24 protein-coding genes are annotated in these 26,249 nt (G+C 56.2%); 7 read left to right on the top strand and 17 right to left on the bottom strand.

All coding sequences use genetic code 11. The annotated features are described in order from the left end of the window. On the top strand, nt 1-669 hold the full coding sequence (gmk, locus tag E8M78_RS11695; RefSeq protein ID WP_137135212.1) for a guanylate kinase: 669 nt from the start codon (nt 1-3) through the stop codon (nt 667-669). Between the two features lie 163 nt (nt 670-832). Here gmk and rsmA read toward each other — a convergent pair whose 3' ends face one another. The 7 genes from rsmA to E8M78_RS11660 all read right to left on the bottom strand — a co-directional run bounded on the left by rsmA (nt 833) and on the right by E8M78_RS11660 (nt 9,127). Then, complete coding sequence (gene rsmA, locus E8M78_RS11690; protein ID WP_137135211.1) at nt 833-1,660, bottom strand: 16S rRNA (adenine(1518)-N(6)/adenine(1519)-N(6))-dimethyltransferase RsmA; 828 nt, start codon at nt 1,658-1,660, stop codon at nt 833-835. After that, nucleotides 1,660-2,682, bottom strand: a complete 1,023-nt coding sequence (gene pdxA, locus E8M78_RS11685; protein WP_137135886.1) for a 4-hydroxythreonine-4-phosphate dehydrogenase PdxA — start codon at nt 2,680-2,682, stop codon at nt 1,660-1,662. The genes rsmA and pdxA overlap by 1 nt, the downstream gene beginning before the upstream one ends. Nucleotides 2,683-2,684: 2 nt before the next feature. Then, a complete protein-coding gene (locus E8M78_RS11680) occupies nt 2,685-3,626 on the bottom strand; it encodes a SurA N-terminal domain-containing protein (RefSeq protein WP_137135210.1) in 942 nt (313 codons plus the stop codon). A gap of 129 nt (nt 3,627-3,755) precedes the next feature. Beyond that, nucleotides 3,756-6,077, bottom strand: coding sequence for an LPS-assembly protein LptD (locus tag E8M78_RS11675; RefSeq protein ID WP_137135209.1), 2,322 nt, complete (start codon nt 6,075-6,077; stop codon nt 3,756-3,758). After that, nucleotides 6,077-7,165 (bottom strand): LPS export ABC transporter permease LptG, encoded by a 1,089-nt coding sequence (gene lptG, locus E8M78_RS11670; RefSeq protein WP_137135885.1) that lies wholly within the window; start codon nt 7,163-7,165, stop codon nt 6,077-6,079. The genes E8M78_RS11675 and lptG overlap by 1 nt, the downstream gene beginning before the upstream one ends. Next, the gene (gene lptF, locus E8M78_RS11665) at nt 7,165-8,340 is read right to left on the bottom strand and encodes an LPS export ABC transporter permease LptF (protein WP_137135208.1); all 1,176 of its coding nucleotides are present in this window, start codon (nt 8,338-8,340) and stop codon (nt 7,165-7,167) included. The genes lptG and lptF overlap by 1 nt, the downstream gene beginning before the upstream one ends. A 112-nt stretch (nt 8,341-8,452) precedes the next feature. Further along, nucleotides 8,453-9,127 carry a phosphatase PAP2 family protein gene (locus tag E8M78_RS11660; RefSeq protein ID WP_246658299.1) on the bottom strand — a complete coding sequence of 225 codons (675 nt, stop codon included), beginning with the start codon at nt 9,125-9,127 and terminating at the stop codon, nt 8,453-8,455. Between the two features lie 290 nt (nt 9,128-9,417). Between E8M78_RS11660 and E8M78_RS11655 the strand changes: the two genes are divergently transcribed. The 3 genes from E8M78_RS11655 to E8M78_RS11645 all read left to right on the top strand — a co-directional run bounded on the left by E8M78_RS11655 (nt 9,418) and on the right by E8M78_RS11645 (nt 12,162). Next, nucleotides 9,418-10,905, top strand: a complete 1,488-nt coding sequence (locus E8M78_RS11655) for a leucyl aminopeptidase (RefSeq protein WP_137135207.1) — start codon at nt 9,418-9,420, stop codon at nt 10,903-10,905. 8 nt (nt 10,906-10,913) lie between these two features. Continuing rightward, complete coding sequence (locus E8M78_RS11650; protein ID WP_137135206.1) at nt 10,914-11,363, top strand: DNA polymerase III subunit chi; 450 nt, start codon at nt 10,914-10,916, stop codon at nt 11,361-11,363. A gap of 205 nt (nt 11,364-11,568) precedes the next feature. Continuing rightward, nucleotides 11,569-12,162 carry a nitroreductase family protein gene (locus E8M78_RS11645; protein WP_137135205.1) on the top strand — a complete coding sequence of 198 codons (594 nt, stop codon included), beginning with the start codon at nt 11,569-11,571 and terminating at the stop codon, nt 12,160-12,162. Nucleotides 12,163-12,227: 65 nt separating this feature from the next. Here the strand turns inward: E8M78_RS11645 and E8M78_RS11640 are convergent, their stop codons facing one another. The 6 genes from E8M78_RS11640 to E8M78_RS11615 all read right to left on the bottom strand — a co-directional run bounded on the left by E8M78_RS11640 (nt 12,228) and on the right by E8M78_RS11615 (nt 21,383). Beyond that, on the bottom strand, nt 12,228-13,076 hold the full coding sequence (locus E8M78_RS11640; protein WP_137135204.1) for a polysaccharide deacetylase family protein: 849 nt from the start codon (nt 13,074-13,076) through the stop codon (nt 12,228-12,230). A gap of 101 nt (nt 13,077-13,177) precedes the next feature. Next, nucleotides 13,178-15,244, bottom strand: coding sequence for a prolyl oligopeptidase family serine peptidase (locus E8M78_RS11635; RefSeq protein ID WP_137135203.1), 2,067 nt, complete (start codon nt 15,242-15,244; stop codon nt 13,178-13,180). 88 nt (nt 15,245-15,332) lie between these two features. After that, complete coding sequence (locus E8M78_RS11630) at nt 15,333-16,370, bottom strand: hypothetical protein (RefSeq protein ID WP_137135202.1); 1,038 nt, start codon at nt 16,368-16,370, stop codon at nt 15,333-15,335. 200 nt (nt 16,371-16,570) lie between these two features. Then, nucleotides 16,571-18,523: a methyl-accepting chemotaxis protein gene (locus E8M78_RS11625; RefSeq protein WP_137135201.1), complete on the bottom strand. Its 1,953-nt coding sequence runs from the start codon at nt 18,521-18,523 to the stop codon at nt 16,571-16,573. Nucleotides 18,524-18,930: 407 nt separating this feature from the next. After that, entirely contained in the window at nt 18,931-20,817 is a 1,887-nt protein-coding gene (locus E8M78_RS11620) for an ABC-F family ATP-binding cassette domain-containing protein (RefSeq protein WP_137135200.1), read from the bottom strand. Between the two features lie 56 nt (nt 20,818-20,873). Further along, the gene (locus tag E8M78_RS11615; protein ID WP_137135199.1) at nt 20,874-21,383 is read right to left on the bottom strand and encodes a DinB family protein; all 510 of its coding nucleotides are present in this window, start codon (nt 21,381-21,383) and stop codon (nt 20,874-20,876) included. 137 nt (nt 21,384-21,520) lie between these two features. On the opposite strand from E8M78_RS11615, the gene E8M78_RS11610 reads away from it, so the two are divergent. Both E8M78_RS11610 and ndk read left to right on the top strand, forming a co-directional pair. Beyond that, nucleotides 21,521-22,204, top strand: a complete 684-nt coding sequence (locus E8M78_RS11610; protein ID WP_137135198.1) for a glutathione S-transferase family protein — start codon at nt 21,521-21,523, stop codon at nt 22,202-22,204. Between the two features lie 122 nt (nt 22,205-22,326). Continuing rightward, nucleotides 22,327-22,749, top strand: a complete 423-nt coding sequence (ndk, locus tag E8M78_RS11605; protein ID WP_062552712.1) for a nucleoside-diphosphate kinase — start codon at nt 22,327-22,329, stop codon at nt 22,747-22,749. Between the two features lie 63 nt (nt 22,750-22,812). Here ndk and E8M78_RS11600 read toward each other — a convergent pair whose 3' ends face one another. The 3 genes from E8M78_RS11600 to E8M78_RS11590 all read right to left on the bottom strand — a co-directional run bounded on the left by E8M78_RS11600 (nt 22,813) and on the right by E8M78_RS11590 (nt 24,828). Next, complete coding sequence (locus E8M78_RS11600; RefSeq protein ID WP_137135197.1) at nt 22,813-23,694, bottom strand: dihydrodipicolinate synthase family protein; 882 nt, start codon at nt 23,692-23,694, stop codon at nt 22,813-22,815. Nucleotides 23,695-23,776: 82 nt separating this feature from the next. Continuing rightward, entirely contained in the window at nt 23,777-24,280 is a 504-nt protein-coding gene (locus E8M78_RS11595) for a hypothetical protein (RefSeq protein WP_137135196.1), read from the bottom strand. Then, nucleotides 24,277-24,828: a CGNR zinc finger domain-containing protein gene (locus E8M78_RS11590; RefSeq protein WP_137135195.1), complete on the bottom strand. Its 552-nt coding sequence runs from the start codon at nt 24,826-24,828 to the stop codon at nt 24,277-24,279. Before E8M78_RS11590 ends, E8M78_RS11595 begins: the two co-directional genes overlap by 4 nt. Nucleotides 24,829-24,890: 62 nt before the next feature. On the opposite strand from E8M78_RS11590, the gene E8M78_RS11585 reads away from it, so the two are divergent. Next, on the top strand, nt 24,891-25,787 hold the full coding sequence (locus E8M78_RS11585) for a branched-chain amino acid ABC transporter permease (RefSeq protein WP_137135194.1): 897 nt from the start codon (nt 24,891-24,893) through the stop codon (nt 25,785-25,787). Here E8M78_RS11585 and E8M78_RS11580 read toward each other — a convergent pair. Then, on the bottom strand, nt 25,777-26,244 hold the full coding sequence (locus tag E8M78_RS11580) for a molybdenum cofactor biosynthesis protein MoaE (protein WP_170973432.1): 468 nt from the start codon (nt 26,242-26,244) through the stop codon (nt 25,777-25,779). The two genes, E8M78_RS11585 and E8M78_RS11580, sit on opposite strands and share 11 nt — an antisense overlap. Nucleotides 26,245-26,249: the final 5 nt, after the last annotated feature.

Here is a 26,249-nt window from a genome sequence, read left to right as displayed (position 1 = left end):
ATGAGCCCGGTGTCTTCCGTGCCAACAAAAATCGCCCGGCGTGGCCTGATGCTGGTGCTGTCGTCACCATCGGGTGCAGGCAAATCCACGATTGCCAGCAACCTGCTGCGGGACGACCACAGCCTGGAAATCTCGGTCAGCGTCACGACGCGCGCAAAGCGTCCAAGCGAGATTGCAGGCAAGCACTATCATTTCATCTCCATCCCGCAATTCGAGCGCATGCGCGATAACGGTGAGCTTCTCGAATGGGCGGAAGTGCATGGAAATTATTACGGTACGCCCCGTGAACCCGTCGAAAAGGCCATGGCCGAAGGCCGTGACATGCTGTTCGATATTGACTGGCAGGGCGCGCTACAGCTTCAGGAAAAGATGAAGGCAGACATCGTCTCCATCTTTGTCCTGCCGCCCAGCATGACGGAACTTCAGTCGCGCCTGCATCGCCGTGCTGAGGATACCGAGGAAGTCATCCGCACGAGATTGGTGAATTCACGCGCCGAGATCGAACACTGGCGCGAATACGACTATGTCATTGTCAATGATGATCTTGATGAGGCTTTCGGTCACGTGAACTGCATCGTGAATGCGGAACGCGTTCGCCGCGATCGCCGCCATGGTTTGTTCGATTTCGTTCGGGAACTGCTTGAGGAAGAGCCGGTGCTATCGCGCTGAGCTCAAGCGGAGTGCATCAATAGGCGCCGTGGTTTTCCACTAAAGTATGTCGCGCAAAAGTGTGCAGTGGTTTTGCGATAACGACATGCGATACAACAAACAATCAAAGCGTTAGGAGCGAATCTGAAAGATCGCGACACGCTTTCGCGCCTTTTTCACGCTGTCAGAGAAGGTTGGCCAGTGCCACGAACTCGTGGACGGAGAGTGTCTCAGCCCGCCGCGTCGGATCGATCTCGGCTTTTGCCAAAAGAATCTCGCCGCCAAGTGGCTTCAGGCTCTGCCGCAGCATTTTCCGGCGCTGTCCGAACGCTGCTTCCGTGACCTTTTCAAGCTTCTTCACATCGCACGGAAGTGGATTCTGGTTCGGCACCAGATGGACGACAGAAGAGGTCACCTTCGGCGGCGGTGTAAACGCTTGCGGCGGCACGTCAAAGGCCATGCGGGCATCTGTCCGCCATCCGCACAGCACGCCCAGGCGGCCGTAATGGTTATCATCTTCGCGTGCGACAATGCGCTGGCCCACTTCCTTCTGGAACATGAGCGTCAACGATTCCCAGAACGGCGGCCATTGCAGGGGGAGAAGCCAGTTGATCAGCAATTGAGTGCCAACATTATACGGCAGATTTGCGATGATCTTAACCGGTCCTTCCGGCGCAAGAGCTGCAAAATCGGTTTTCAACGCATCTCCCTCAATCACTTCAAGCCGTCCCGGATAGAAATCCGATATTTCCGCAAGAGCAGGTAGACAGCGGGAATCGCGCTCGACGGCAATGACCTTCTTCGCACCGAGAGACAGGATTGCGCGCGTGAGACCACCCGGACCGGGGCCGACCTCGAAGACAGTGGCACCTTCCAGAGAGCCTGCCGTGCGCGCGATTTTCTGCGTGAGATTGAGATCCAGCAGAAAGTTCTGGCCAAGTGCCTTGCGCGCATCAAGCCCATGCCGGCTGATGACATCACGCAGCGGCGGAAGCCCGTCCAATGTGCCCATCAGTTTTGCTGAACCTCATGTGCGGCCAATCTGGCTGCGAGCCTCAAAGCAGCAATGAGGCTGGTGTCGCGCGCAATACCGGTGCCCGCAAGCGAGAAGGCAGTGCCGTGATCCGGAGATGTCCGGATAAATGGCAGGCCAAGTGTCACGTTGACGGAGTCGTCGAAACCAAGCGCTTTCGCCGGGATGAGAGCCTGATCGTGATACATGCACACCGCGACATCATAGCGGCTACGGGCATCATCATGGAACATGGTATCGGCAGGAAGGGGCCCAAATGCATTGATCCCGCGCGCACGCACCTGCTCGATGGCCGGTGCGATGACATCGCGATCTTCGGTCCCCATGGCGCCGTCCTCGCCTGCATGTGGGTTCAAGCCTGCGACTGCGATCCGCGGAGAAGCAATGTTGAAGCGGTATCGCAAGTCGTGATGAGCAATCGAGCATGTCTCGATGATCGCGTCGGCTGTCAGTCTACGTGGGACGTCCGAGAGCGGTATATGGATCGTGACCGGAATTGCCCGGAGCTTTGGCCCGGCAAGCATCATGACCGGTCTGCAATCCTTGCCGGTGGCGCGCTGCACAAGATCGGCGAGAAATTCCGTGTGGCCCGGAAACTTGAAACCAGCTTCGTAGAGCACCGATTTCGCAATCGGATTGGTCACAACCGCAGCGGTGATACCCTGCATGGTGAGCGAAACCGCGTTTTCGATCGAAGCAAGGATTGATCGGGCAGCAGCAATATGTGGGCGCCCCGGCGCGATGACGCTACCAATGGGCACTGGCAGCACAGGCAAAGCCTGATCGAAATGCTTCCAGGCGTCTTGTGCGTCAGTCTCGCGGATCGGGATCTCTTCACCCAGCAGGCGCGCACGCGCCGCAAGAGCTTCCGGGTCTCCGATATAGATCAAGGGATGCAGCCGCAGCTCTTTGCGCTTCAGCCATGCCGAAATTGCAATGTCGGGACCGATGCCTGCCGGGTCACCTTGCGTCAGAGCTAGTGGACGTTCAACCAATGTCAGGCTCACGGATTTACGATCTGCGCCTTCTTGCGCAGTTCTTCCAGATACTTGGCGCTGTTGGGGTCTTCACCGCCCTTCTTCGCCTTGCCGATATCTTCCGCACGGAACACCACTTCCGCCGCCGCATCATCCGAGACCTGACGCTGATTGCAGATGGCCAGGAATTCGACGCCCTTTTCAGTCACGCGGGTACCAGTCGTACCATTGGCGGAGGCTTTCTCGATCAACGGCTTCCACTCTTCCGGCAATTCCGGCTTCATCAGACGGCCCAGATCGCGCACTGAAACATCGCGCATGGTCTTGGCAAAATCCTTTGCCTGTGCGCATCCTGGGAAGCTTGAGCGTGATTTTTCCGCTTCAGCCTTGCGCTGTGCGGTAATCTTTCCCTTCTTGGATTCCGGGATCACGAAAATGATCTGCTGGAGGAAATATTCCGTGGTAACCGGCTTTTCCTTGTTCTGCATCATGCGCTTGACCAGTTCGTCATTCGACATGCGGCCAGCACCGTAGCGCGCGTTGACAAGACGAGGCCAACTCATCTGCACGGCGATAAAGGCTTTGAAATGTTCGACGCCAACGCCGGCTTTATTGAGGATCTCGCTCATTTGCGCAGGGGTCAGCTTGTTACTCGCGGCAAATTTTTCGAATGAACGATCGACGTCATCGGTGCTCACCGACATTCGAACGCGCGCAATCTCATCGCGCTTGAGGGCTTCTTCCACCAGTTCGTCGCGGGCCATCTTCTGAAGATTGCCGGTTTTCCGCTGCAGTTTGAGGAAAGCCACCCGCTTTGCAACGTCCGTATTGGTGATCGGCGTCTTGTTGACCACCGCCACCACTTCGCTGGCCGCCACACCAACCCGCGCCATCGGCTCAGCAACAAAGGATATGGCGAGCGCTGTTGTGGCAAGGGCAATCCGGCGCCATGCTACGCTTGCGAACATTTCTCATCCTCTTCCTGGCAGCGAGGCGGCTCATGCGCCTCCCGCCCAATTAGTGCGCTTCGAATGGTGGATTGCACATTTCATGCGGCGAAACAATGACGTTTCAGCCGCATGTCAAATGTTGGCTCCCTATTTGCTCTCGCCGCCGATATTGATGTCGCCAAGCGTGCGGAAACTCAAGCGGGCTGTGACGGTCCAGTCATTGGCGTCCGTACTTGCTGGCTTGTCTGTGTACCCGACGGTGAAGATGGTGCACTCGTCATCATAGGTAAAGCCAATCCCGCGGCGAATCACGCTGCCATTGTTGAGGTCCCAGGTCGCCGAGGTGCCGAGCGACCAGTATTCGCTAATGCGCAAGTTGGCGGTGCTCTTGATGTACTGACTATCCCGATTCAGACCATAATCTGGTTGCGCCTGAATATTGGTATAGATCAACGACCCGCTGATCCGCGGCAGCGAATAGCTGATCGATGCATCGGCACGGCGCAGTTCGAAGGTCTTTTCATCAAAGCGACCCTGACCCTGGAAGCTGTAACCCTGCGGAAGATCTATCGCTGCCATGGCAACAAAATCGGAAACGTCCGATTCCAGGCCAGACTGCGCGCCGACGTTTACGAGATCTGCGGTAGCGAACGAATTCAGCCCCGCAATCTGGTAGGACTGGCCGAAGATACCGCGAAGGCCAATGCCGTTATCCAAGGAACCATTGTAGCGGATACCGACGTTCGCGCGCGTGCCGCCTTCAACCCGGTCGAAACCGGAGAACTTGTCGCGGTCGAACAACGAGGTGGCATCGAAAACGAAGCTTTGGGCGTCTTCATTCGGCAAGCGACCAGCAAGCTGTTCGTTTGGACGGGCGAAGATCTGCGCCATGGGTTCGATGATGTGGCTGCCGCCTGCGCCTTCGATCAAAATCGGATATCGAGCTTCGAGGCCTGCTGTCAGCATGTAGCGCGTGCTTGCGCTGTCGCCTTCGAAGCCGCCGGCATAAGTTACGCCATTATATCCGGGCGCTGCATCACCAGTATGACGCAGAACATCCCCGCGCGCAGCAAGGATTGGCGTCAACAGCAGACCCTCGTCGGTGGTAAAGGTACGCTTCCATTCAGCTTCGCTGGAAAGGCGGCTATAGCTGCCTTCGAGCCCGCGAAAACGGGTTGAAGTTCCTTCCGTATAGAAGTCGTCCAGGCGACGCGACAGGTTTGTGAAGTTGGAGGTGACCTTCAACTCACCACCGGCAACCGACTCCGGTGCGTAGTATATATAGTCCAGCGACGGATAGACGATCGCCTGCTGCTTCTCGGCCGTACGTCGAGCATCCGTATCCTGAATATCGAAGTAGTAGCTGTGCAGGTCGAAATAGTTCCGCTGTCCAACACCCGTCAGGTAGATGTCGTTGGTAAACGGCGTCCCCGCAACGTCGGTCAGTTTGTAGGTCTTCGAGAAGTTATTGTCCGTCTGGGCCATGACGTTCCAGCCGAATGCCCAGCGCGGATTGATCTCGAAACGCGCCTTGGATGCGACCATAGCACGCTGATCGGCACGTTCATCGCTCGTACCCTTCACGAATGCGCCCGGATCTTTCTGATCGATATAGGCGAACCGGAACGTATGGTCGCCATTCTCAAAGCGGTTGCGAACCTCACCTTGCAGCAGAAGACCCTGCTTGGTGTAGTAGGTTGGGCTGATCGTTGCATCCATGCTCGGCGAGAAGACATGGTAGTAGGGGACGGTCAGACCTACGCCAAGCTTGTCGGTCACAGTGGCGCGCGGGAAAATGAATCCTGACTTGCGCTCAACAGTTTCGTCTGGGACCGTTACAAAAGGAACATAGCCGATCGGCATGCCGAACAGTTCGAACTGGGCGTGCTCGAGACGGATTGTGTGTGCCTTTCCGTCACGGATGACGCGCTGCGCCTTCACCTGCCAAAGCGGGGCTTTGTCCGGGCGCTGGGCGCAGGGCAGACACGCCGTGTATACGCCGTTGTTCAGCACCATCTTGTCGTCGGGAAGTTGTTCGGCACTCTCCGCAACGAGGCGCGTGTTATCGGTGGTTTCAATGCGAAGCGAGTTCACGAAGCCCTGGCCGAAATTATCCGTAACGTCCATGGCATCGGCGTAGACACGGGTGCCACCGGGCTCGATCAGCTCGATATTGCCCGTTGCCATCACGCGACCGGATTTCTGGTCGTATTCGACACGCTGCGCCACCATGCGGTAGCGATTGTAATAGAGTTGAACGCCACCGACTGCCGTAACGCGCTGCGAATCCTGATTGTAGGTCAGTTCGTTCGCGCGCAGGAGCATCTTTGCTCCATCGGCAACTGCGGGTGCGAGGGGTGAATCCTGCGCAGAAACAGGCAACGGGTAGGCAGCCGCAACACACGCAGCCGTGCTTGTCAGCAGGGCAGCGAAAAGCCGTCTGATATTCCCGCGGTCATTTACCGCCACTAGCCATCCTCCTGATGGAGCAGGATCGTTGCACCGAGCGCCAACGCAACAATCACTGGAATCCAGACTGCTACGAAAGGTGGCACGACACCGCTACTCCCAAATGCTTTCACAAGCACAGACACAACATAAAGCACGAAGCCGCAAACGATTCCACCCAGAATCACCGAGCGCGATTGCGCCATTCGGCTGAAACGAAGAGATACGGTTGCTGCAATGAGCGTCATTGCCACCAAGAGGAGCGGCAAGGACAAGAGCGAATGGAACTGAGTTTCCAGAGCCTTTGTAGAGATACCGAAGGATCGGGCAACCTCAATTTTTCGTAAAATGTTAAAGAAAGCAACGCTTTCGGGCTTTGACAGAGACTCTTGCAGAAACTCCTGTTTCAAGTTGGTCCGAACCTGCGCCGTTTCTTTTCGGGATGCCGGAGCATCGGTTCGGGTATCGAGAACGTTGTTAAGCTTCCAGTAACCATTTTCCAAGGTCGCCGAGTCTGCATCCTGCCGGAGCGTGATGCGACCATTCTTGTTAAAATGGAACACGACGACATTGAATAGACGCGTTCCGCCGTTGTCAAAGCTCTTGGCACCAATAACTGTATCGCTATCCCCATCAATCTGTCTCAGCCACGGCAGAAAGTTCGAAGGCTTCGATGCGTTGCTAGCCTTGCGCCAGTCTGTCTCCATGGAGGTGGCCAGATCCTGGCCCCAGGCACCCAGAGGATTGATCACCGTCGTTGTCACGATGCCGATTACGAATGCACCAGCAACGAAGGGCAGAACGAACTGCCAGACGGAAAGGCCTGCTGCGCGCGTCACTACGAGTTCCGAACGTCGATTCAGCGCAATCAGGGTCGTCATGCCGATGAAAAGGGTGAGTGTCGGAATGGTCTGCTGCAAGATAAGCGGCAGGCGCAGAGCGCTCATCAGCAAGCCGCCTGTGACGCTATAACCGACGAAGCCGGACATACGACGGCTTGTCTCGCTGAAATCGGCGAGAAAGATAATGCCACAGACGCCGAGCAGGAACCAGACGGAGGTGATGATGTAGCGCTTGAAGAAGTAGCGGCTGAGGGTCGGCGCTGCAATCATTGCGAACCTCCCTGGACCGAGTTGACGCTCGCCAGGCGACGGCGCGCCAGATCCGAAAGGCGACCCAATGGCTGCGAAATGAAGCGCGGCATTGCCAACTGCCTGTTCGTCATCAGCATGTAAGTGCATATCAGGCCGAAACCGATCGGAACGGCGTAGACGAGCGGGGTCACCGCGGAATTGTTCTTCGAAAGATTCGTCACATAGAACGAGAGCCATCGAAGGGTAAAGCAGAAGATGAGCGCCAGGACCATGGGATGAAGGCGCGCCCGACGACTGGAGCGAGCGCCGCCTGCCACGACCAGCGAAATAAGGGCGAAAGCAACGGGCAGGAGCCAATCGGACATGCGTCTATGCAGCTCCGAGCGGAAGCTGCCCGGCGAAAACAGGAAGGTTTTGTCTGTCGGGTCGGGCTTCAGCAGGAAGGACAGGCTTCTGTCACTCGCAAACACAGGCGCGCCATCAGTCGATTCGGTCATGGAAGACAAATCGAATGCATAGGACACGAACTTGACGATGGAGATGCGACCTTCCTTCGTCTTGCGGTGAACCTCACCATCGCGCATCGTGAGCGTCTTGCCGTCTTCGGCAATCGATCCCTCGCGGGCGTAGTAGATGAGATCCATGTTTGGATCGCGATAGTCGACCATGTAAATCCCGGTCAGAACGCGACCGGAATGCCGCTCGGAGATCTGAACGTAAAGTCCGTCTTCAATGCTGCGGAACGTTTTTTCCTCAATGACCGAAGACAAAAGATCCGCATAGGCTGCGGCGACCATTTCTCGCGCTTTGACGCGAGCAGCAGGCTCGACGAAATTGGTGATCAGGAACGAGAACGCTGCCATGGTAATCGCGAGGATCATCACCGGACGATAGATGATCGACCGTGCGGAACCGGCGGCATCAATGACTGCAAGCTCCGAATCATTGTTCATCGCATTCAGCGTTTGAGTGATGCCAATGACGATTGCAAAGGGCAGCACGACGGGAATGATCGTCGGCAGGATAAACGTTGCCAACGTCATGAACGAGCCCATGGACTGACCGGTATCGGTCACCAGATTGATCCGTCCCAACACCTGGATCGTCCAGATGATTGTCAGGACCGGCACCAATGTGACCAGAAACATCTGGAAAGCACGCCGGAAAATGTAGAGTTCGAGTATTTTCATACGGATCCGATACGCCAACATCTGCTGCGGCTAGATGCGCAGCCCAATGAAATTGAGCTACGCCTTAATCGGCTCTTACGCAATTTATGTGGTCAAGGCGACAGTCGCCTGCTCACAAAGCCGTTTTCGACCACCGATTTTTTTCTTCCTGTGTCTCGTAGTACACCGCCACTGCAGCATAGACCACGCAGGAGGAGAGGAAGCCCAGTGTCACATCCGATAGATAATGCCCGCCGAAGGCGACCCTGAGATAGGGGGAGACGAGGCAAAGCATCAGAATGGGTGGTGCAAGAACAATACGAAAACGATGCGGCAGCAGCACCACGAGACAGGCCAGCCAGCCGGCTCCTGCTGCCTCGCCAGAGATGAAAGAGCAGTTCGACAGGCAAGATCCATCTAGAGTTCCGGCTGAAGCGAAGGCATGGGTGCCGCCAAACAGATCTGTTTCGTAGGGGCGAGGCCGACCCGAAATGGTTTTCAGGATCAGGTTGACCAACAGATAGGGACCCAAGATCGAAGACAGAAGCGCAACCGAATAGCGTCTGGTTCTTGTCGCGTCATAGGTAGATCCGTGCTGCTGGAAATTGCGGATCATCAACGCGATGATCACCAGGGCCACAGCAATCGGAACATAGAAGTAGAATTTCCGAACGAAAATCAGGACAGGCTCTCGCGCCGCCGGAAAGTAGCCGCATGTTCTCACATCCGCACTTCCAAGTGCACACCCACTCTCGCGAAAGAACGCATTGGCCACCCACAGGTCAATCTGTGGAAACACGTAGAACACGCCGAGCAATATCCACCAAAGCGCGAACAAAAAAACGAACCAGGTTACAGGCCGACGAAGCAAACCGACGAAGGCATCCTTAAATGACAGAGAGTTAGATTGTAAGATATACGCCACGCTCTATTTTCCGGCCCCAACCGCGGCAGACAATTGCCACGAGAACTGTCTTCTAGCAAGGGATAGAGCGGTGCGGTAAACTATACCTGAACGATTCAGGGCTTGTCGTTGCGCGTCTGCACGCCAGATGCCTGTCAAATCAATCCTGCCTTTTTGTGTCCCACGGAGAAGACATGTCTTCCAAACTCGATATCCGCTTTGCCTCCGGCACGGAGCGTGCCGATCTTGCAATCCTCTTTCAGGTCTCTGACGAGAAACGGCCTGCAGGGGCACGTGAGGCCGATCCTGCAGAGATCCTCGAAAGGGCTGCGGGTGTAGCGAAGTTTCATGGAAAATCGATGACGGTGCTGGATTTGATTGCTCCGCATCAATCACCCTTCGATCGCGTCTCTGTCATTGGCCTTGGAAAGACGCAGGCTCTGACGGACCATGACTGGCTGCGGGCGGGAGGCAAGGCCGCAAGTCTCATCAAGAAAGCCGAGACTGTAGCGGTCTATCTCGATGCGCCGGGAACGATGCCAACCCCCCGTCAGGTCGCGGATGTTGCGCTTGGAATGCTGCTTCGCGCCTATTCCTTCGACCGGTTCAAGACCAGGAAGGGCGAAGATGAAGAAACCGACGTGAAGACCGTCTCCGTCACTATCATCAGCGCAGTGTCGGATGAAGCAGCCGCATTGCTCGGCGACGTTCAGGCAGTGGCGGGCGGTGTCAATCTCGCGCGCGAACTCGTCAATCTTCCGCCGAATGTTCTTGGTCCCATAGAGTTCGCAGATCATGCCAAGGCACTGGTCACACTTGGTGTCGAGGTCGAAATTCTGACTGAAACCGAGATGAGGGCGCTTGGAATGGGTGCGCTGCTGGGCGTGGCCCAGGGTTCGGAGCGGCCGCCGCGCCTGGCGGTCATGCAGTGGAAGGGCGGCAAGGCAGGAGATAAGCCGCTGGCCTTCGTCGGCAAGGGAGTAGTCTTCGATACGGGCGGCATTTCTATCAAGCCAGCTGCCAACATGGAGGACATGAAAGGCGATATGGGCGGCGCAGCAGCCGTCATCGGCCTGATGCATACGTTGGCGGCCCGCAAGGCGAAGGTGAATGCGGTCGGTATTCTGGGTCTGGTCGAAAACATGCCCGATGGCAAGGCGCAGCGTCCCGGCGATATTGTAACATCCATGTCCGGCCAGACGATCGAAATCATCAATACCGATGCGGAGGGGCGCCTCGTTCTGGCGGACGCACTGTGGTACTGCAACGACCGCTTCAAGCCGAAATTCATGGTGAACCTTGCGACCCTGACCGGGGCTATTGTCGTGGCACTCGGCAATCTCCACGCGGGCCTGTTCTCCAATGACGATCCGTTGTCCGAAGGGCTTCTTGCCGCTGGAGAAAAGACCGGCGAAAAGGTCTGGCGCATGCCGCTCGGCAAGGAATACGACAAACTGATCGATTCCAAGTTCGCGGATATGAAAAACACCGGCGGTCGCTATGGCGGCTCCATTACCGCCGCCCAGTTCCTCAAACGCTTCGTGGGAGAAACTCCCTGGGCACATCTTGATGTTGCGGGTACGGCCATGGCATCTCCCTCGACTGAGATCAATCAATCTTGGGGATCCGGCTATGGCGTCCGGCTGCTCGACCAGTTGATCCGGGATCGTCACGAAGGCTGACCTATCGCATGACAGAGGTGCTGTTTTATCATCTGACCGAATCCAAGCTGGAGGATGCCCTTCCGGCCCTTCTGGAAAAAAGCGTCGAGCGCGGATGGCGGGTCATCGTCCAGACGGTCGGCAGGGATCGCGTGGACATGCTGGATCAACACCTCTGGACGTTTCGAGAGGACAGTTTCCTGCCTCATGGCGCGGATGGGGATACGTTTGAACGCGATCAGCCTGTTTTGTTGACCGAGAGTTCGGCGAACGGCAACGCAGCAAGTGTGCGCTTCATCGTTGATGGAGCGCAGCCCCCTGAACTCGATCCCTATGAGCGGGTGGTCTTCATGTTTGACGGCTATGACAATGCTCAATTGGAGGGCGCGCGCGAACAGTGGAAGAGCCTGAAGGCTCGAGGCCATGCTCTGACCTATTGGCAGCAATCTCCTGAAGGCCGCTGGGTCAAGAAAGCCTGATCAGAATGGTCCAGAAAGCAACTCTCCTTCGCTTGTGCGATGCGAAAGGTATTGCTAGCTGATAGGCGGGAGTTTTTGCTACCCCTAGAGCATGGCGCGCAAAAGTGTGCAGCGGTTTTGCGATAACGACATGCGGAAAAACAAAGAGATAAAGCGCCAGGAGCGAATCTGAAAGATCGCGACGCGCTTGAGCTGGAGCCGCTTAATGACTACAAATACCCGTAAGGCAGATCATCCTGTCGCAGAAATTTTTCCAGGTCGCTGGTCGCCCCGTGCATTTACCGAGGCAACGATCAGTGAAAATGAGCTTCTGACCATTCTGGAAGCCGCGCGCTGGGCGCCATCCGCCTTCAACGCGCAGCCCTGGCGTTTCATCTACACCCTGCGCGGCGATGCTGCCTGGAATGCAATTCTTGGCGCTCTGCTGCCGTTCAACCAGACTTGGGCGAAGACCGCGTCAGCTTTGGTCATTGTTGCCAGCGAAACGAAGTTCGTTCCTCCCGGCAAGACAGAAGCTGTCGACAACGGTACCCATGTGTTCGATGCAGGCGCTGCCTGGGGTTATCTCGCACTGCAGGCGCACATCTCAGGATTTGCAGCGCATGGCATGGCCGGGTTCGACAAGGAAGCCTTGGCAAAAGTGGTTGGCCTGCCCGAAAATCATGTGCTGCATGCAGCCGTCGCTATTGGAAAGCAGGGCGATGCGTCTCTGCTGCCTGAGCCCTTGCAGGCGCGTGAAGTGCCAAGCCCACGCCATGCCGTCGGCCAGATTGCCTTCCATGGCGGTTTCAAGGGCTGATGCCAATTGATTATTCTCAAGAAAGGCGGTCTCCGGGCCGTCTTTCTTGTTTAACCGCTCAAAAATCAGTTCGCGAGAGATGCCATCAGCAGCGATGGCTTGTGAGAATGCTGAAGGTTGACGACCTTGTATCCTTCAGCCTTCAACTGCGTCAGCAGAGCCGGCAGCATCGCCGCAGTGCGATTGTGAATGTCATGCAGCAGGATGATTCCGCGGCCGTGATTGCGCAAGGCATTCATGGTCCGAGTTGCGACGGCGGCCGGTGAATCGCTGAAATAATCCTTCGAGTCGATCTGGACATCCAGAACCACCATGCCATTGGCAGCTACCCAGCTTCGCAACCGCGAACTGTCCGCCAGATAGGGGAACCGAAAAAAACCGACCTCTTCATTTGTCGCGTGGCTGACTGCCAACTTGCCCTTTTCGATCTCTTCAACCGCCGCATCGAAGGAGAGCGATCTTAGATTTGCGTGGCGATAGGTATGGCTACCGATCGTATGGCCGGAGCGCGCCACCAACTTTGCAATATCCGGGTGCGCTTTTGCCATCTCACCCACCATCAGGAAGGTGCCCTTGACGCCGAACTCGTCGAGCGTCGCCAGAATTCGCTCGGTTTTCTTTGGCATCGGCCCGTCGTCGAAGGTCAGCACCACTTCCTTGTCGCGAAGCTTGAGATCGGCGATGGAGGCGACTTCGATGGTTCGTCCGGAAAGGCCGGCAGGATTGTTCAGGCGGCCCCAGGCAACCGGTGTCAGAGCGACGGGATCCTGTGGTCCCTTTTTCACCGGCGTATCTATGGCGGGTGCCGCAGCGAAGGAGGAGATCAGCGTACCGCCTTCCGATACAGGGCGTCCGGCGCAGGAGGAGAGCAGGCAGGCGAGAGAAGCTATGGCGCAAAGGACGCGGGCGGACATGAAACCAACTTTGAGGTGAAGGAGGCAAAGCACTGATATGCCTCACCACTTTCACTCAACATCGTTAATGGCCCGTTTATGCGATGCAGCAAAGGATCGAGTCAGGACTTCATGATCGTCTGCCGCAGGAAGCTGTAACCCATGGCGGTACGTCGAGCCATCTCTGCCGAATTTCCGGCGCCGCCGTGCCCGCCTGATCCATATTCATGGAACAGTGGCTGATGTCCGGCCTCTTCCAGGCGCTTTGCAAAGCGCCGTGCATGGGAGGGGTGGACGCGGTCGTCATTGCTCGAACTTTCGATGTAGATCGGCGGATAGCGTTTGGCGGCAGAAGGCTGCACGTTCTGGAGCGGAGAGTAGTCGAGCAGGAACGCTCTATCCTCCGGCTTTTCAGGATTGCCATACTCGTCCATCCAGGCGCGTCCTGCCGGGAACTCGTGGAACCGCATCATGTCAAGGACCGGAACGCGGCACCATACAGCGCCGAAATCGTCGGGATAGCGCGTCAACATGACGCCCGTCAGCAGGCCGCCATTGCTGCCGCCGGTGCAGGCAATGCGTGCTGGCTTGGAATAACCGCGCTTTACGAGATCTCGTGCGATCGCCACAAAGTCCTCGAAGGCCTTGTGTCTGCCCTCGCGCTTGGCAACGGTGTGCCAGTCGGGGCCGAGCTCGCTTCCGCCGCGGATATAAGCCTGCACGTAGGCGCCACCCTGTTGCAGCCAACCGCCGGTCACGCCGGAATAGCCGGCCGAAAGCGGCACGCTGAACCCGCCATATCCATAGATCAGAACCGGAAGTTCGCCGTTTTCCCAGGTTTTCGGCAAGACCAGGTGATAGGGAATCTGCGTGCCATCCTCGGAAGTCGCCTCCAGAAGCAGTGACTGCATTCCCTCCGCGTCGAAATAGGCTGGAGACGAGCGACCATTCTTCAGGACGGGCAGCGTTGAGCGATCCGAAAGATCCAGTTCAAAGCATGTAGGTGGCGTCAGAAAACCTCGCCCGGTGACCCACAAACGGTCCATCCCGAGATGCAAGTCGGAATGCTGCAAGGAGAAGGATACGGCCTCAAAGCCATCCGGCAGATCGATCTTGATCGGCTGTGCACTCTCATCTGTCAGATCTAGCACAAATAGGGACGGACGGAGCCGATCCTCCACGATATAGACCGCCCAGTCCCGCAGGAGTGCGAACTGGCTGACCGCGCTGCCTGGTCTTGGCTCAACCAGAACGCGCCGGTTCTGATCAAGAGGTTCCTCCGAAAAGGGTGTGAGCTTTTGCAACGCCAAAGTCCCGGTAGCTACCTGCTCATCGCTTTTCGCAAGCCAAAGCAGGAAGCCGCGATTAACATCGAAGTCGATATCGACAGGCAGAGGCAGACGTTTAAGGTCGGTCGGAGAGGGGCCAACGTAAACGCTTGATTTTCCAATCTGATGGTTGGTCACAAAGACACTAATCGATCGCACCTCGGTCTGGCCGCTCATGTTGAACTGCGAATGAAGGGCGAATGCATAGGCGCTGACATCAGCCTTCTCGCCTGCATAGAGTGGTGGCGCATCTTCCGGCCGGGTTCCGCGGGTCAGTCTGCGTCCAACGCGCGGCCATCCGGATTGCGTGGCCGAGTCTTCATCGATCGAGCCGAAATAGCAGATCTCGTCGGCATTAAGCCAACTGGCATGGGAACGAACAGCTGGCGTGTCGAAGCCACCTTCGACGATGGATCTTGTTTCCGTATCAAATTCAAGCAGCCTAGAAAGGTCTGAACCGCCGTCGGAAAGGCGAAGGAGAACGCGCGTCGGCCGGAGAGGGCAGGTAATCGCACCGCCGAAAATCCAGCGCTTGCCTTCGCGTTCGCAGAAGGCATCGACATCGAATACGGTTTCCCAAGGAGCCTCTGGCGATGGTTCCTGATCTGCGGGCAGGCGACGCCACAGGCCGAGCGGATTGGTTGCAGTCCGGTGAAAATCGAAATACCAGTCGCCGCGCCTGCTTGGGATGATGAGGCGGTCTTCGCGCTCCATCAAAGCCTGGATTGCTTTGGCTGTCTCTTCCATGTGGGGCGTCGTCAATACGCTGGCCGAGGCGTGATTTCGCACCTCGACAAATGCGATTGTTGCAGGATCCTTGTCCTGCTCCAGAAAGAGATCCTCGGCGACGGGCTTATCCATGGTAACTCCTGCAAATCAATTGCAGGAGCTTAGCGCGTTGGAGCTGTTGCGAAAACAGCTGGATCCGTTCAGGGTCAGGAACACACAACTAGACCACTGGGGTCAGGCGAATATCTGGCTCGACCGCATCGTCGGAAAATTCCTCGCGCTCACCAATGGAGGGGGCCTCCTCCAACTCGCTGCTGGAGAGTGTCGAGACGTCAAAATAGGCCAGGTTCCCATACTTTGCGATGTAAATCTTGTTTCCTTGACCAAACATCCAGATGTAATCGCGAAACGGTGCGGCTATCGGAAATGTCTTCCACTTCCCATCCTTCAACATAACCATTTGGTTTTGCGCCGAAGCTACAACATAGCCGTCGAGAGGAACTGCTCTTATCCTTCCAGAGCCGCTCATGATATTGCTGGTGAAAACTGAGTTAGGCCTTGCGCCCACAACACCGTTAATCACGGACCCTGGGCCAATAGGAGAGTAGACCATTACCGGGGCACCCTTGGCGTCAAAGGTGCCGGCCGAAGCACTCCCGTAACGGTTGCTGACGCAGATGATGTCGGCACCTCCGGTTTTCGAGTTCACGATCCCCATCGTCAATCTCTGATCTTCCCGCTGCTGGGTCATTACGAAGCAGACATTTCCATTGGCATCGCACATCCAGTCGAAGAGAGTTCCACTTACTGACTGAAAGTCTCCCGGAATGGCTGATGTCCATTGGGGCTTCAATGGGTTTCCCAAAAATCGCTGCACGTACCATATTGGGTACTTAGGCCAAGGGTTAAACATTGCGACATAAAATGTACCGTCGTTTGCCGTAAAGAGTTTTATGATATTCTGGCCGGGAAAAGATCCGATCTTTATCCACACTGTCTCGTGATAGCAATATACATTTGAAGCGATACAAATATATATATTTTTTCCGTGACCATGAATACGGTAATTATTTGCCTGAGGGTCATCTATATCTTGTAATTGTTGCCCTAATTGCACCCACTGTTGATTGGTTAGAGCGCGGGCAGTTAATTTCTCTCGAAATCTAGAAAGAGAGATTAAAGTTCCATCATTATTTGCAGAAATCGTGACGATCCCGCCGAGTGGGGTTGGAAGATCCGTCCATTTTTGATTAGGCATGTGTATATCCTTCAATGAATTGTCATGGCGAATAAGTTCGCGGGAATTCTATGCTTGCCGCTGATCAGGTTAGGTTTGAAAAGGTTCAAATTATCGGCAAGGTAGAAAAATTCAGTTAAATCTACCTGTTTGGGTTGTGAATATCACGCCGGGAAACCTCAGTTAAGCTCCCGGCGTTCCGTTTTTGGCTCGGGGCGCTATCAGCCCCTACTGCTTACAATCCGTGGAACCCCGCTGGGTCGGGAATTACTGTTCGCGAAACCAGGTTGCGCGCTGTGGCCAGCTTGCTCCAACTTGAAGCGGGCAATCAGATTGGAAAGATGGTAGGCATCGTCCGCAAGCTTGTTGGTGCTGGCAGTCGTTTCCTCCACCATGGCTGCGTTGCGCTGGGTTACCTGATCCATCTGTCCTAAGGCCTGATTGATTTCCATCAGGCTGCTTGATTGTTCGTTGGATGAACTGGCGATGGAATGAACTTCTTCGTTGATGCTTTCCACATGCGTTCGGATTTGGGAAAGAGCCTGGCCCGTTGCCGTAACCAGTCTTACTCCAGCGCCCACTTCCTCGCCTGATTTGGTGATGAGCGCCTTGATATCCTTGGCCGCGTTGGCGGACCGCTGGGCAAGTTCGCGTACTTCCTGTGCAACGACCGCAAAACCTTTGCCGGCTTCGCCCGCGCGGGCGGCCTCGACCCCTGCATTCAAGGCCAGCAGGTTGGTCTGGAAGGCAATTTCGTCGATGACGTTGATGATTTGACCGATCTGACCAGAAGCGACTTCAATACGTTCCATCGCGGCAATGGCATCACTCACGACGACGCTGGAATTTTCCGTGCTGATGCGGGCATGATCTACCTTCTTCGCGGCGTCTGCCGCCCGCATCGTGGACTGACGAAGAGCCGATGTAATGACTTCAAGCGCGGACGAGGTTTCTTCAAGGGCTGCAGCCTGCTGTTCTGTGCGCTTCGCCAGATCGTCCGAGGCATAGCGCAATTCGCCTGAGCCGGAATTGATCTGGTCGATGGAATAGCGAACCTCGGAAACGATCGCTCGCAACGTGTCCATCGTGGAATTTACGTTCTGCTGCAGTTCGAAAAATGCGCCGCTGAACTTGCCCTGCATGCTCTCTGTCAGGTCGCCGGTTGCAAGCGCGCTCATCACCCGACGGGTTTCTGAGAGGCCTGCTTCAATGTTGCCCACCAGTTCGTTCATTCCAGAAGCAAACGCATTGAGCTCCTTGAAGTGGTAGGTAATCGTCATGCGGCGCGAGAAATCTCCTTCAATGGCGGCCTGAACCATATGGCCGATATCCTGCCGAAGCTCATCGCATTTCTCGCCGAAGGCGGCTTCTTGTTCCGCGATCTGTTGAACCCGAATGCCGTTTTCCTTGAATATCTGAACGGCCTTTGCCATGTCGCCAATCTCGTTCTTCCGGTCCAGATAGGGGATTTCGACATTGAACTCCGCATTGGCCAGCTTGCGCATAAGCTTGGTGATCCGGTCGATGGGAAGGGATACTTCACGTGATACGAAAATGGTGGCTCCGATGCCGGCAATCATGCCTACCAGCAGCACAAGCCCATTCGAAATCAGGGATTTATTGAACTGGATGGCGCTTTCGGCATACATCCGTTTGGCCTGGTCGACGTTAGCGTCGCGGAACTCATCGGCAAAATTATCCATCAACTCGTAGCTCTTGACCATATCGCCGGTCAGAAGCGAAGCTGCGGCCTGTTTGTCGCCTGCGCGCGACAGACTAACTAACCTGTCGTTGAGCTTGAGATATTCATCTGCAGCGACGGTAAATCCTGCAAAGGCTTTCCGCTCGACATCAAGCGAGATCATGGGCGCGTAGGTCGCCATTCTGTCCTTCAGCTTCTTGACTTCCTTGCTCAGGGCGGCGTCTGCATCCTTGATGGCCTGCGGATCAGTGGTCAGGATATGGCGTGTTTGCAGTCCACGAAGATTGGCGATGGATATATTCAGCCTGTTCGTGATGTCGACGCTCGGAACGGCGTCATGCGCCAGTCCGTCCACATTCCCGAAGATGTTGCGCATGGTAGAAAGTGCAAAGCCGCCTTGAAGGAGCAGAAGGCAAAGAAGCAGCACGAAAGCGGATGTCAGGGACGTTTTCAGCGAGATTGTCCGAAGCATTTTGTGTCCAGTTCAATCAGGGAAAGCGTTCCTCTCCTTCATGGAGGTTACGCACAACAACCAGACGAGCGATCATTCGCTCGGCGTAAGACGCACAGATGCATCGCGCGTTGCGGTGCAGGCACGTCCAAGGTCGCACGCAACGAAACGCGCGCGTTTATGATGTACTTCCATAGAGATGCGTATCAGAATGCACGAATTGCAGATTGCACCTAGCCATTACCTTGGCGTGCATTCTGCCTGCTTTCTAAACCATGATGTGTCTTAAGATTTAAGATATTCCTAAAGCTGCAATGGAGATTCTACACAATCAAAAAACGCAATTGCAGTGTTTCGTTGGAACGCCGGGTATCGTCCCAAGAGGGCGAAACAGATTGATAGTCATATTTTGAGATCGCTTCTTCAATTTACGAAGAAAGAGCTTCTTCATACTGGGACGAAAGTTCGAGCCAGAGTTCTTCTGTTTCAGCAAGTTTGGCGGCAGCATCGCTGCGTTGTTTTGCTTTCTCAGCCGCCTTGGCAGGTGATTTCTCGTAAAGCTTGGGATCTGCCAGTTCAACGTCCAGAGCCTGGATCAGCTTTTCAAGCTTTGCCGTCAGTGCTTCAGCCTCGTTGATCCGCTTCTTGAGCGGAGCGAGGGATGCGCGCTTCTCGGCATTCGCCTTCCGCTGATCGGACTTGGAGACAACATCTTCAACATCCGTTGCAGATTTTTCGTCTTTCTTACGCGACGAAGCGACAACGATAGCGCGGTAGTCTTCCAGATCGCCGTCGAATGGCGCAACCGTCCCACCGTTGACCAACCACAGCCGATCCACGGTTGCCTCAATCAGATGGCGATCGTGGGAGATGAGGATGACGGCGCCATTGTAATCATTCAGCGCTTCGATGAGCGCCCTGCGGCTGTCAATATCCAGATGGTTCGTCGGCTCATCGAGAATGAGCAGGTTTGGAGCATGAAACGCGGCAAGCCCCATGAGCAGGCGTGCCTTTTCGCCCCCGGAGAGATCCTTGGCGGCAGTGTCCATCTTCTCTGTTGCCAGGCCCATCTGGGCCACGCGGGCGCGAACCTTAGCTTCCGGCTGATCCGGCATCAGCCTGCGCACATGATCGGCAGGCGATTGTTCCGGTATGAGATCGTCCAACTGGTGTTGTGCGAAGAAGCCGATCTTGAGGTTCGGGGCTACGCGCAGATTACCGGCTTGCGCTTCCAGCCTCCCGGAAATGAACTTCGCGAATGTTGACTTGCCGTTACCGTTCGAGCCGAGCAGAGCTATGCGATCATCGTTGTCGATCCGTAGGTTTATCCCCTTCAGAATAGGCTTGTCTGGCTCATAACCCACGACGCCCTTGTCGATCGCGACAATGGGCGAAGACGGTTGCTTCTCAGGTTCTGGAAATGTGATTGGTTGAACGTGATCCTCGATGACCGCCGCGACAGTGCCCATACGCTCCAGCGCCTTGATGCGGCTCTGGGCCTGACGCGCCTTCGTGGCCTTCGCCCGGAAACGGTCGATGAAGCTTTGCAGATGCTTGCGGGCGGCGTCATTTTTCGCCTTGGCCTTCATCTGCAGTTCGTCGTTTTCCGCTTTCTGTCGCTCGAAGCTGTCGTAGCCGCCTCGATAGAAGGTCAGCTTCTTCTGGTCGAGGTGGACAATGGCGTTCACGGCGTTGTTCAGAAGATCGCGATCGTGGCTGATGATGACGACGGTATGCGGATAGCGCCGCACATAATCCTCAAGCCACAGCGTGCCTTCAAGATCGAGATAGTTTGTCGGCTCGTCCAGGAGCAAGAGATCCGGCTGCGAGAAGAGAACCGCCGCCAGCGCCACGCGCATGCGCCATCCGCCGGAAAACGAAGAGGCCGGGCGCGCCTGTGCTTCAGCGTCGAAACCGAGACCCGCCAGAATGCTGGCCGCGCGAGCTTCCGCAGAATGCGCATCGATGTCGACGAGGCGCATCTGGATTTCAGCTATCCGGTTCGGGTCCGTCGCAGCTTCCGCTTCCTTCAGAAGAGCCGTCCGTTCCTTGTCGGCTGCCAGAACGATTTCAATCAACGGATCCTCGGTGCCGGGGGCCTCCTGTGCGACCTGACCGATCCGCGCATTCTTTGGGAGAGATACAGAGCCGCTTTCGGAGGCCATCTCGCCGGTGATGACGCGAAAGAGCGTGGACTTGCCCGCTCCATTGCGGCCCACAAGCCCAGCCTTCGTGCCGGTGGGAAGGCTGACGCTGGCGTGATCAAGAAGGAGGCGACCTGCAACGCGTGCAGAAAGATCGGTAATCGTAATCATGGCCGCGGTTTTGGCCGAAGTTTACGATATGCGCAAGAGGTCTGGCATCCACTCGTCTATTGCCAGCGAGCCCCTTCGCCTCGGAGGAAATAGATCAGATCGAGAGCGAGCGAAGGTCGACCGAGACATGTCAGGATCATGTGCACCTGCCCACGATGATGAGTCTGGTGATTGAAGACATGGGAGAGGATTGGACCGAGCGGCTGCACGATCCTTTCGGGAGAAGCGATTGGTGAATAGGAAATCGTGGCAGCCAGATCTGCGTCCGTGATCTCATCAATCCAGCTGATGATTCGTCTGTCTTCCGTCTCGCGCGCTTCGCGCAAAGCAGCAAAATCCTCATGAAGAACATCATCGAGCGTCGTCGGCGCGTCTCCGGTTCCGGTGAAGCGTTTGAGCCAGATCCGGTCTGCAGCAAGGAGGTGGTTGAGGGTGCGATGCGCCGAACCGAAGAAGGCGCCCTTGTCTGCTCTGAGTTCTTCGTCGCTCAGTTCCTCGCAGGCATTATACAGCTTTGTATTTGCCCAGCTATTGTAGCGCGCAAACATCCGGAAATGCTTCAACATTCTATGCTCCCTCAAAACAGCGTGCAGGCTATCACTTCGATTTAGAAGTGTGTCTTATGGGATCCATGAAATTATCTCATTTGATCGACGATTGCGCCAAGACCACTATGTATGCCGGGAAAAACCAGGAGCCCAGAATGACCCGAATTCTCTACTCGCTCTGCGGTCGCGATGTGAACAGGCCTTTTTCGCCGCACTGCTGGAAGATTGTCATGGCTCTTGAGCATAAGGGGCTTGAGTATATCGAGCGGCCGGTGCCGTTTACTGAAGTACCCAAGCTGGAAAACGGGTTCTCCAAAACTGTCCCGGTTTTGCGCGACGGTGATCTCCTGATCCGTGACAGCTTCGATATCGCCGTTTATCTGGAGGATACCTATCCCAACCGCCCCACGCTGTTTGGCGGTGAAGGTGGCAAGGCACTGGCGCGCTTTGTCGAGGGATATTCGCAAATGCTGGTCCATCCTGTGCTTTCGCGGATTGCGATCAAGGACATCCACGACATGCTGGACGAGAAAGACCAGACCTATTTCCGCACCAGCCGCGAAGAGAGGTTGGGTCGCAGGCTGGAGGAATTCGAGGCCGGTCGTCTGCAGGCGATATCCGATCTGACTGCTCAACTGGAGCCAATGCGGCATATGCTGAAGTTTCAACCATACCTGGGTGGTGAGGCGCCTCTGTTTGCTGACTATATTCTGTTTGGCGCGCTCCAGTGGTTGCGAATTACGACGGGTTCGCTTGCGATTTCGAAGGACCATTCGGTTGCTGAATGGTTCGAGCGATGCCTGGACCTGCATGGCGCAAAGGGCAGGGCGGTCGCCTGAAGGTGATACTTCTCATCTCTGACGTATGACGGCTGCGTGAAATTGCCGAAACCCTCTTGTTTTCGCGAATCGGGGCGGCTAAACACCGCCCACTTATCCCTACAACTGAGGAATTTCAGGCAATGGCGATTGAACGCACCTTCTCCATGATCAAGCCGGACGCAACCAAGCGTAACCTGACGGGCGCTATCACCAAGGTTTTCGAAGAAAATGGCCTGCGCGTCATTGCTTCCAAGCGCGTCTGGATGAGCAAGCGCGAAGCTGAAGGCTTCTACGCTGTTCACAAGGAACGTCCTTTCTTCGGTGAACTCGTCGAAGGCATGACCTCCGGCCCGACGGTCGTTCAGGTTCTGGAAGGCGAGAACGCGATCCTGAAGAACCGCGAAATCATGGGTGCAACCAACCCGGCTCAGGCTGCTGAAGGCACCATCCGCAAGACCTTCGCTCTCTCCATCGGTGAGAACTCGGTTCACGGCTCCGATGCCCCGGAAACAGCCGCTCAGGAAATCGCTTACTGGTTCGCTGAAACCGAAATCGTCGGCTGATCAACCGAACTGAAAAGCGAATTTCAAAGCCGTCCGCGAGATATCGCGGGCGGCTTTTCATATTTAGCGCAAGCCGTCGAGTGCCGCCTCGATGCGAGGTCTGGCGCTTGCGGGAACGGGCAGTACGGGGCGTGGAGGCTCTGCCTCAAACAGACCGAGCAGCGAGCCGATGGCGTACATGACGCGGAAGCTGCCAAACTCCTTGAACAGCGACCATAGGGGCTCGAACAACGCATTCAGCCGCTCTGCCTCGGCTTGGTTTCCTGCGAACGCAGCCCGTGTCAAAGCCAGCGCTGGCTTCGGGAGGAGACCTGCGACAACACTATACCATGCATCGGCGCCGGCCAGCAGGGCATCCGCCGCACCCCAGTCTCCGCTGTAGCCTATGCTGAAGCCGGATGGAGCAATCGCGCGCAAGCCCTTGATTTCATCTGCGAAAGAGGTCTCACCCGGCAGCGGCATTTTGATGGCCGTTATGTTGCGAACGGACGCCAGCCTCTGGATGAGGTCTGGGCTGAACTGAAATCTCGTCGTTGTCGGGTTGTTGTAGATCACGATTGGCAGACCGGTCGCATTCGATACCGAAACGAAATGCTGATAAACCTCTTCCTGCGTGAGGGGCGCATAAGAGACCGGCGCCAGCAAGAGCGAATCGGCTCCCGCCGCCTCCGCATCTCGTGCCAACTGTTGGGAATGATCTGTCCGCAATGCTCCCACGCCGACGAGAAGCGGAACGCGCTTACCAATGGTTTCCTTCGCAACCTCAACCGCACGGCGTCTCTCTTCGCGGGCAAGGTAAGCGTAGGCACCGGTGCTGCCGAGCAATCCGATTGACCCTACTTTCGCCTCCGCCAGTCGGTCCAGGACGCGGGTCAAAGCGGCGCTATCGACCTCTCCGTCAGCATTGGTCGGCGTGGTTGGAAATGCGGACAAACCTTCAAACATTGTGATGCATCGCTCCCCTTCATCTATGGATATGATGTATCGGGAAGCTTGTAACGAGACAAGGTGATCTCTTCACCAAACCCTAGGCAGGACATCCCTGTATGGGCGAAAGATCGACATTGTCATACGGCTTGAACACCTTCGGATTGAGGTCATAGGCCGGTCCAACCACCAAGGAATTGGCCGGAAGGACGCTCTGATCGATAGTTGCGATGACATCGGTTTCGAGTGCCTGGCGAGCCTTCCCCTCCGAATCCGCGATCTCCACCCTGACGTGGTATGTCTTGCCTTCCTTGACGCATTGGAGGTCGGGGCTTTCCAGAACGATCTTCGTCATGTTGGGATACAGTGTTTGGCGAGTTACGAGGGGATCGCCACCGCGCGGGTTGTCGAAATAGGCCGTTGCAACTCCCGCCCTTAACGGCTGTTCCAGAGGCCTGAGAGTAACGACATAGTTCGCCTTCGAAAGCCGGTAGTTGAAAACGAAAATATGACCGCTGAACTCGGCTATTTTGTCTTCCGTCTCTCGCTGGCAAGCCGGCAGCAGAGCCAGTGCGAAGCATAAGGCGGTCATCTTTCGGATCATTCCAGATCTCCAGACTTTTTGCGCCGATAATGGCGGCTGGCCTTTGTACGGTTGCCGCAGACCGCCATGTCGCACCAGAAGCGGCTCTTGTTCTTGCTGCGGTCAAGGAAAAGCCAGCCGCAATGACCGCAGATCTTCAGACGTTGCGGATCAGGAAGGTTGAGCAGCCGCAGGGCTGAATGAACAGTTTCAGCTTCCAGGCAACCGGCGTTGGGGTTGCTGCGCAACAGCTTCGCACCGTGATCCAGCAGGTCGGAGAGCAAAAGCGAGTCGCACGTACCCGTCGCGAGGCTGCGGAAGTGGCGGTCAACCGCCTCGCGGAATGTCAGAAAGGTCTGCTCATTCCCCGATTGAACCGGTCGCAACTGCTCCCAACTGTCTCGCTCTGCGGAAAGCAGGCTGGCTGCGTCCGCAAAACCCGCCAATTGCTCTGGCACAGCGAAGCGATCCACGCTGCGTGCGGGGTCCATGCGCAGAATGACACTGTTGGCAACATCCAGTGCCAGGGCGCCACCGACGAAACGATGGGGTGTCCAAGAAAAACTCATAGCGGAAATATAACTGGCAAAAGCAATTTTACCAGTTATATCTTTGAACCTGGAGGACGGGCATGGACTACGCGCTTCAACAATTTGCAAACGCGGTGCCGCTGTCCGCGCTCTATGCGCTCCTTGCATTCGGCTACGCCCTGTCTTTTGCTCTGACCAAACGGGCAGATCTCACCTACGGCGCGCTGTTCGCCTTTTCCGGTCATGCATTCCTGCTTGGGGCCCATGCCGGATGGAACATCCTGTTCCTGACCTTTACCGCGTCGCTGTCCGTCGGAGCCGTTCTAACGCTCCTCGTCGTCCTGCCATTGGGCGTTATCATAGGTCATCGGATCGCAGCGCCACTCTCGGCGGTTTCTCCGAATGCCTTCACGGTCGCGTCACTTGGGCTTTTGCTGGTGTTGATGGAGAGCGCGCGGCTTGCCTCTGGAACACAGGAACTCTGGCTGCCGCCCTTTCTCAACCAAAGCATTGCCGTTCTGCCAAAACTCCGGTCGCCCGTGGCATTGACCGTGTTGCAACTGGCAAACACCGCCACAGTGCTGGTGCTGCTCGTGTCGGCAGCCGCATTTGTGGCGCTCTCACAATGGGGTCGAAACTGGAGGGCCGTGTCGCAGGACAGGCTGGCGGCGGAAATGTGCGGCGTGAACTCCCAGGCGATGTGTACACAAACCTATGCGTTGAGCGCGCTACTGGCGGGACTGGGTGGCGTTCTGGCCACCATGCATTATGGAACGATGGGCTTCGGTGCCGGATTGATATTCGGGCTGAAGATTGTTCTGATTTCCGCCGCGGGCGGACATCTTCACCCGTGGCGTTCAGCAGTGGGTGCTGCCGTCTTTGCCTTTGGTGAAACCTTCTGGAGTGCCTTTGCACCATTGGCCTGGCGGGATGCGGCCCTGATTTCCCTGCTCGCTCTGCTTCTGGTAATGACGCGTCAGCAAAAGCCTATGGTTTAAGCCATTTGTCGCGCGCGGCGTCATCGGCATCCTTGGCCACGACCCAGTTGCCCGTAGAGCCATTCGCAAGGTGCTCCTTCTTCCAGAAGGGAGCTGCCGTCTTTAGAAAATCCATGACAAAATTCGCGCCGTCGAAGGCTGCCTGCCGATGGGATGCGGCTGCAATGACAAGCACGATATTCTCACCGGGTGCTATCTTGCCGTAGCGATGGACGGCTGAGAGGCCGAGAAGGGAAAAGCGTGCGATTGCCAGTTCGGCGATGCGGGCCATTTCCGCTTCCGCCATGCCGGGGTAGTGCTCCAGTTCAAGAGCGTTCAGACTTCCGCCTTCATCGCGGCAGAGGCCGGTGAACGTCACGACGGCACCAATGTCCTGTCGCCCTTCTGTCAATGTCGCGATCTCGGTTTTCAGGTCGAAATCTTCGCGCTGGACACGGATTAAGGGCTTCAGTGCCACCATTT

The sequence above is a fragment of the Rhizobium sp. FKY42 genome, from assembly GCF_005222835.1.
Taxonomy (GTDB): domain Bacteria; phylum Pseudomonadota; class Alphaproteobacteria; order Rhizobiales; family Rhizobiaceae; genus Neorhizobium.
The sequence above is the reverse complement of the archived record's forward strand: the minus strand, read 5'-3'. Positions and strand labels throughout refer to the sequence as shown.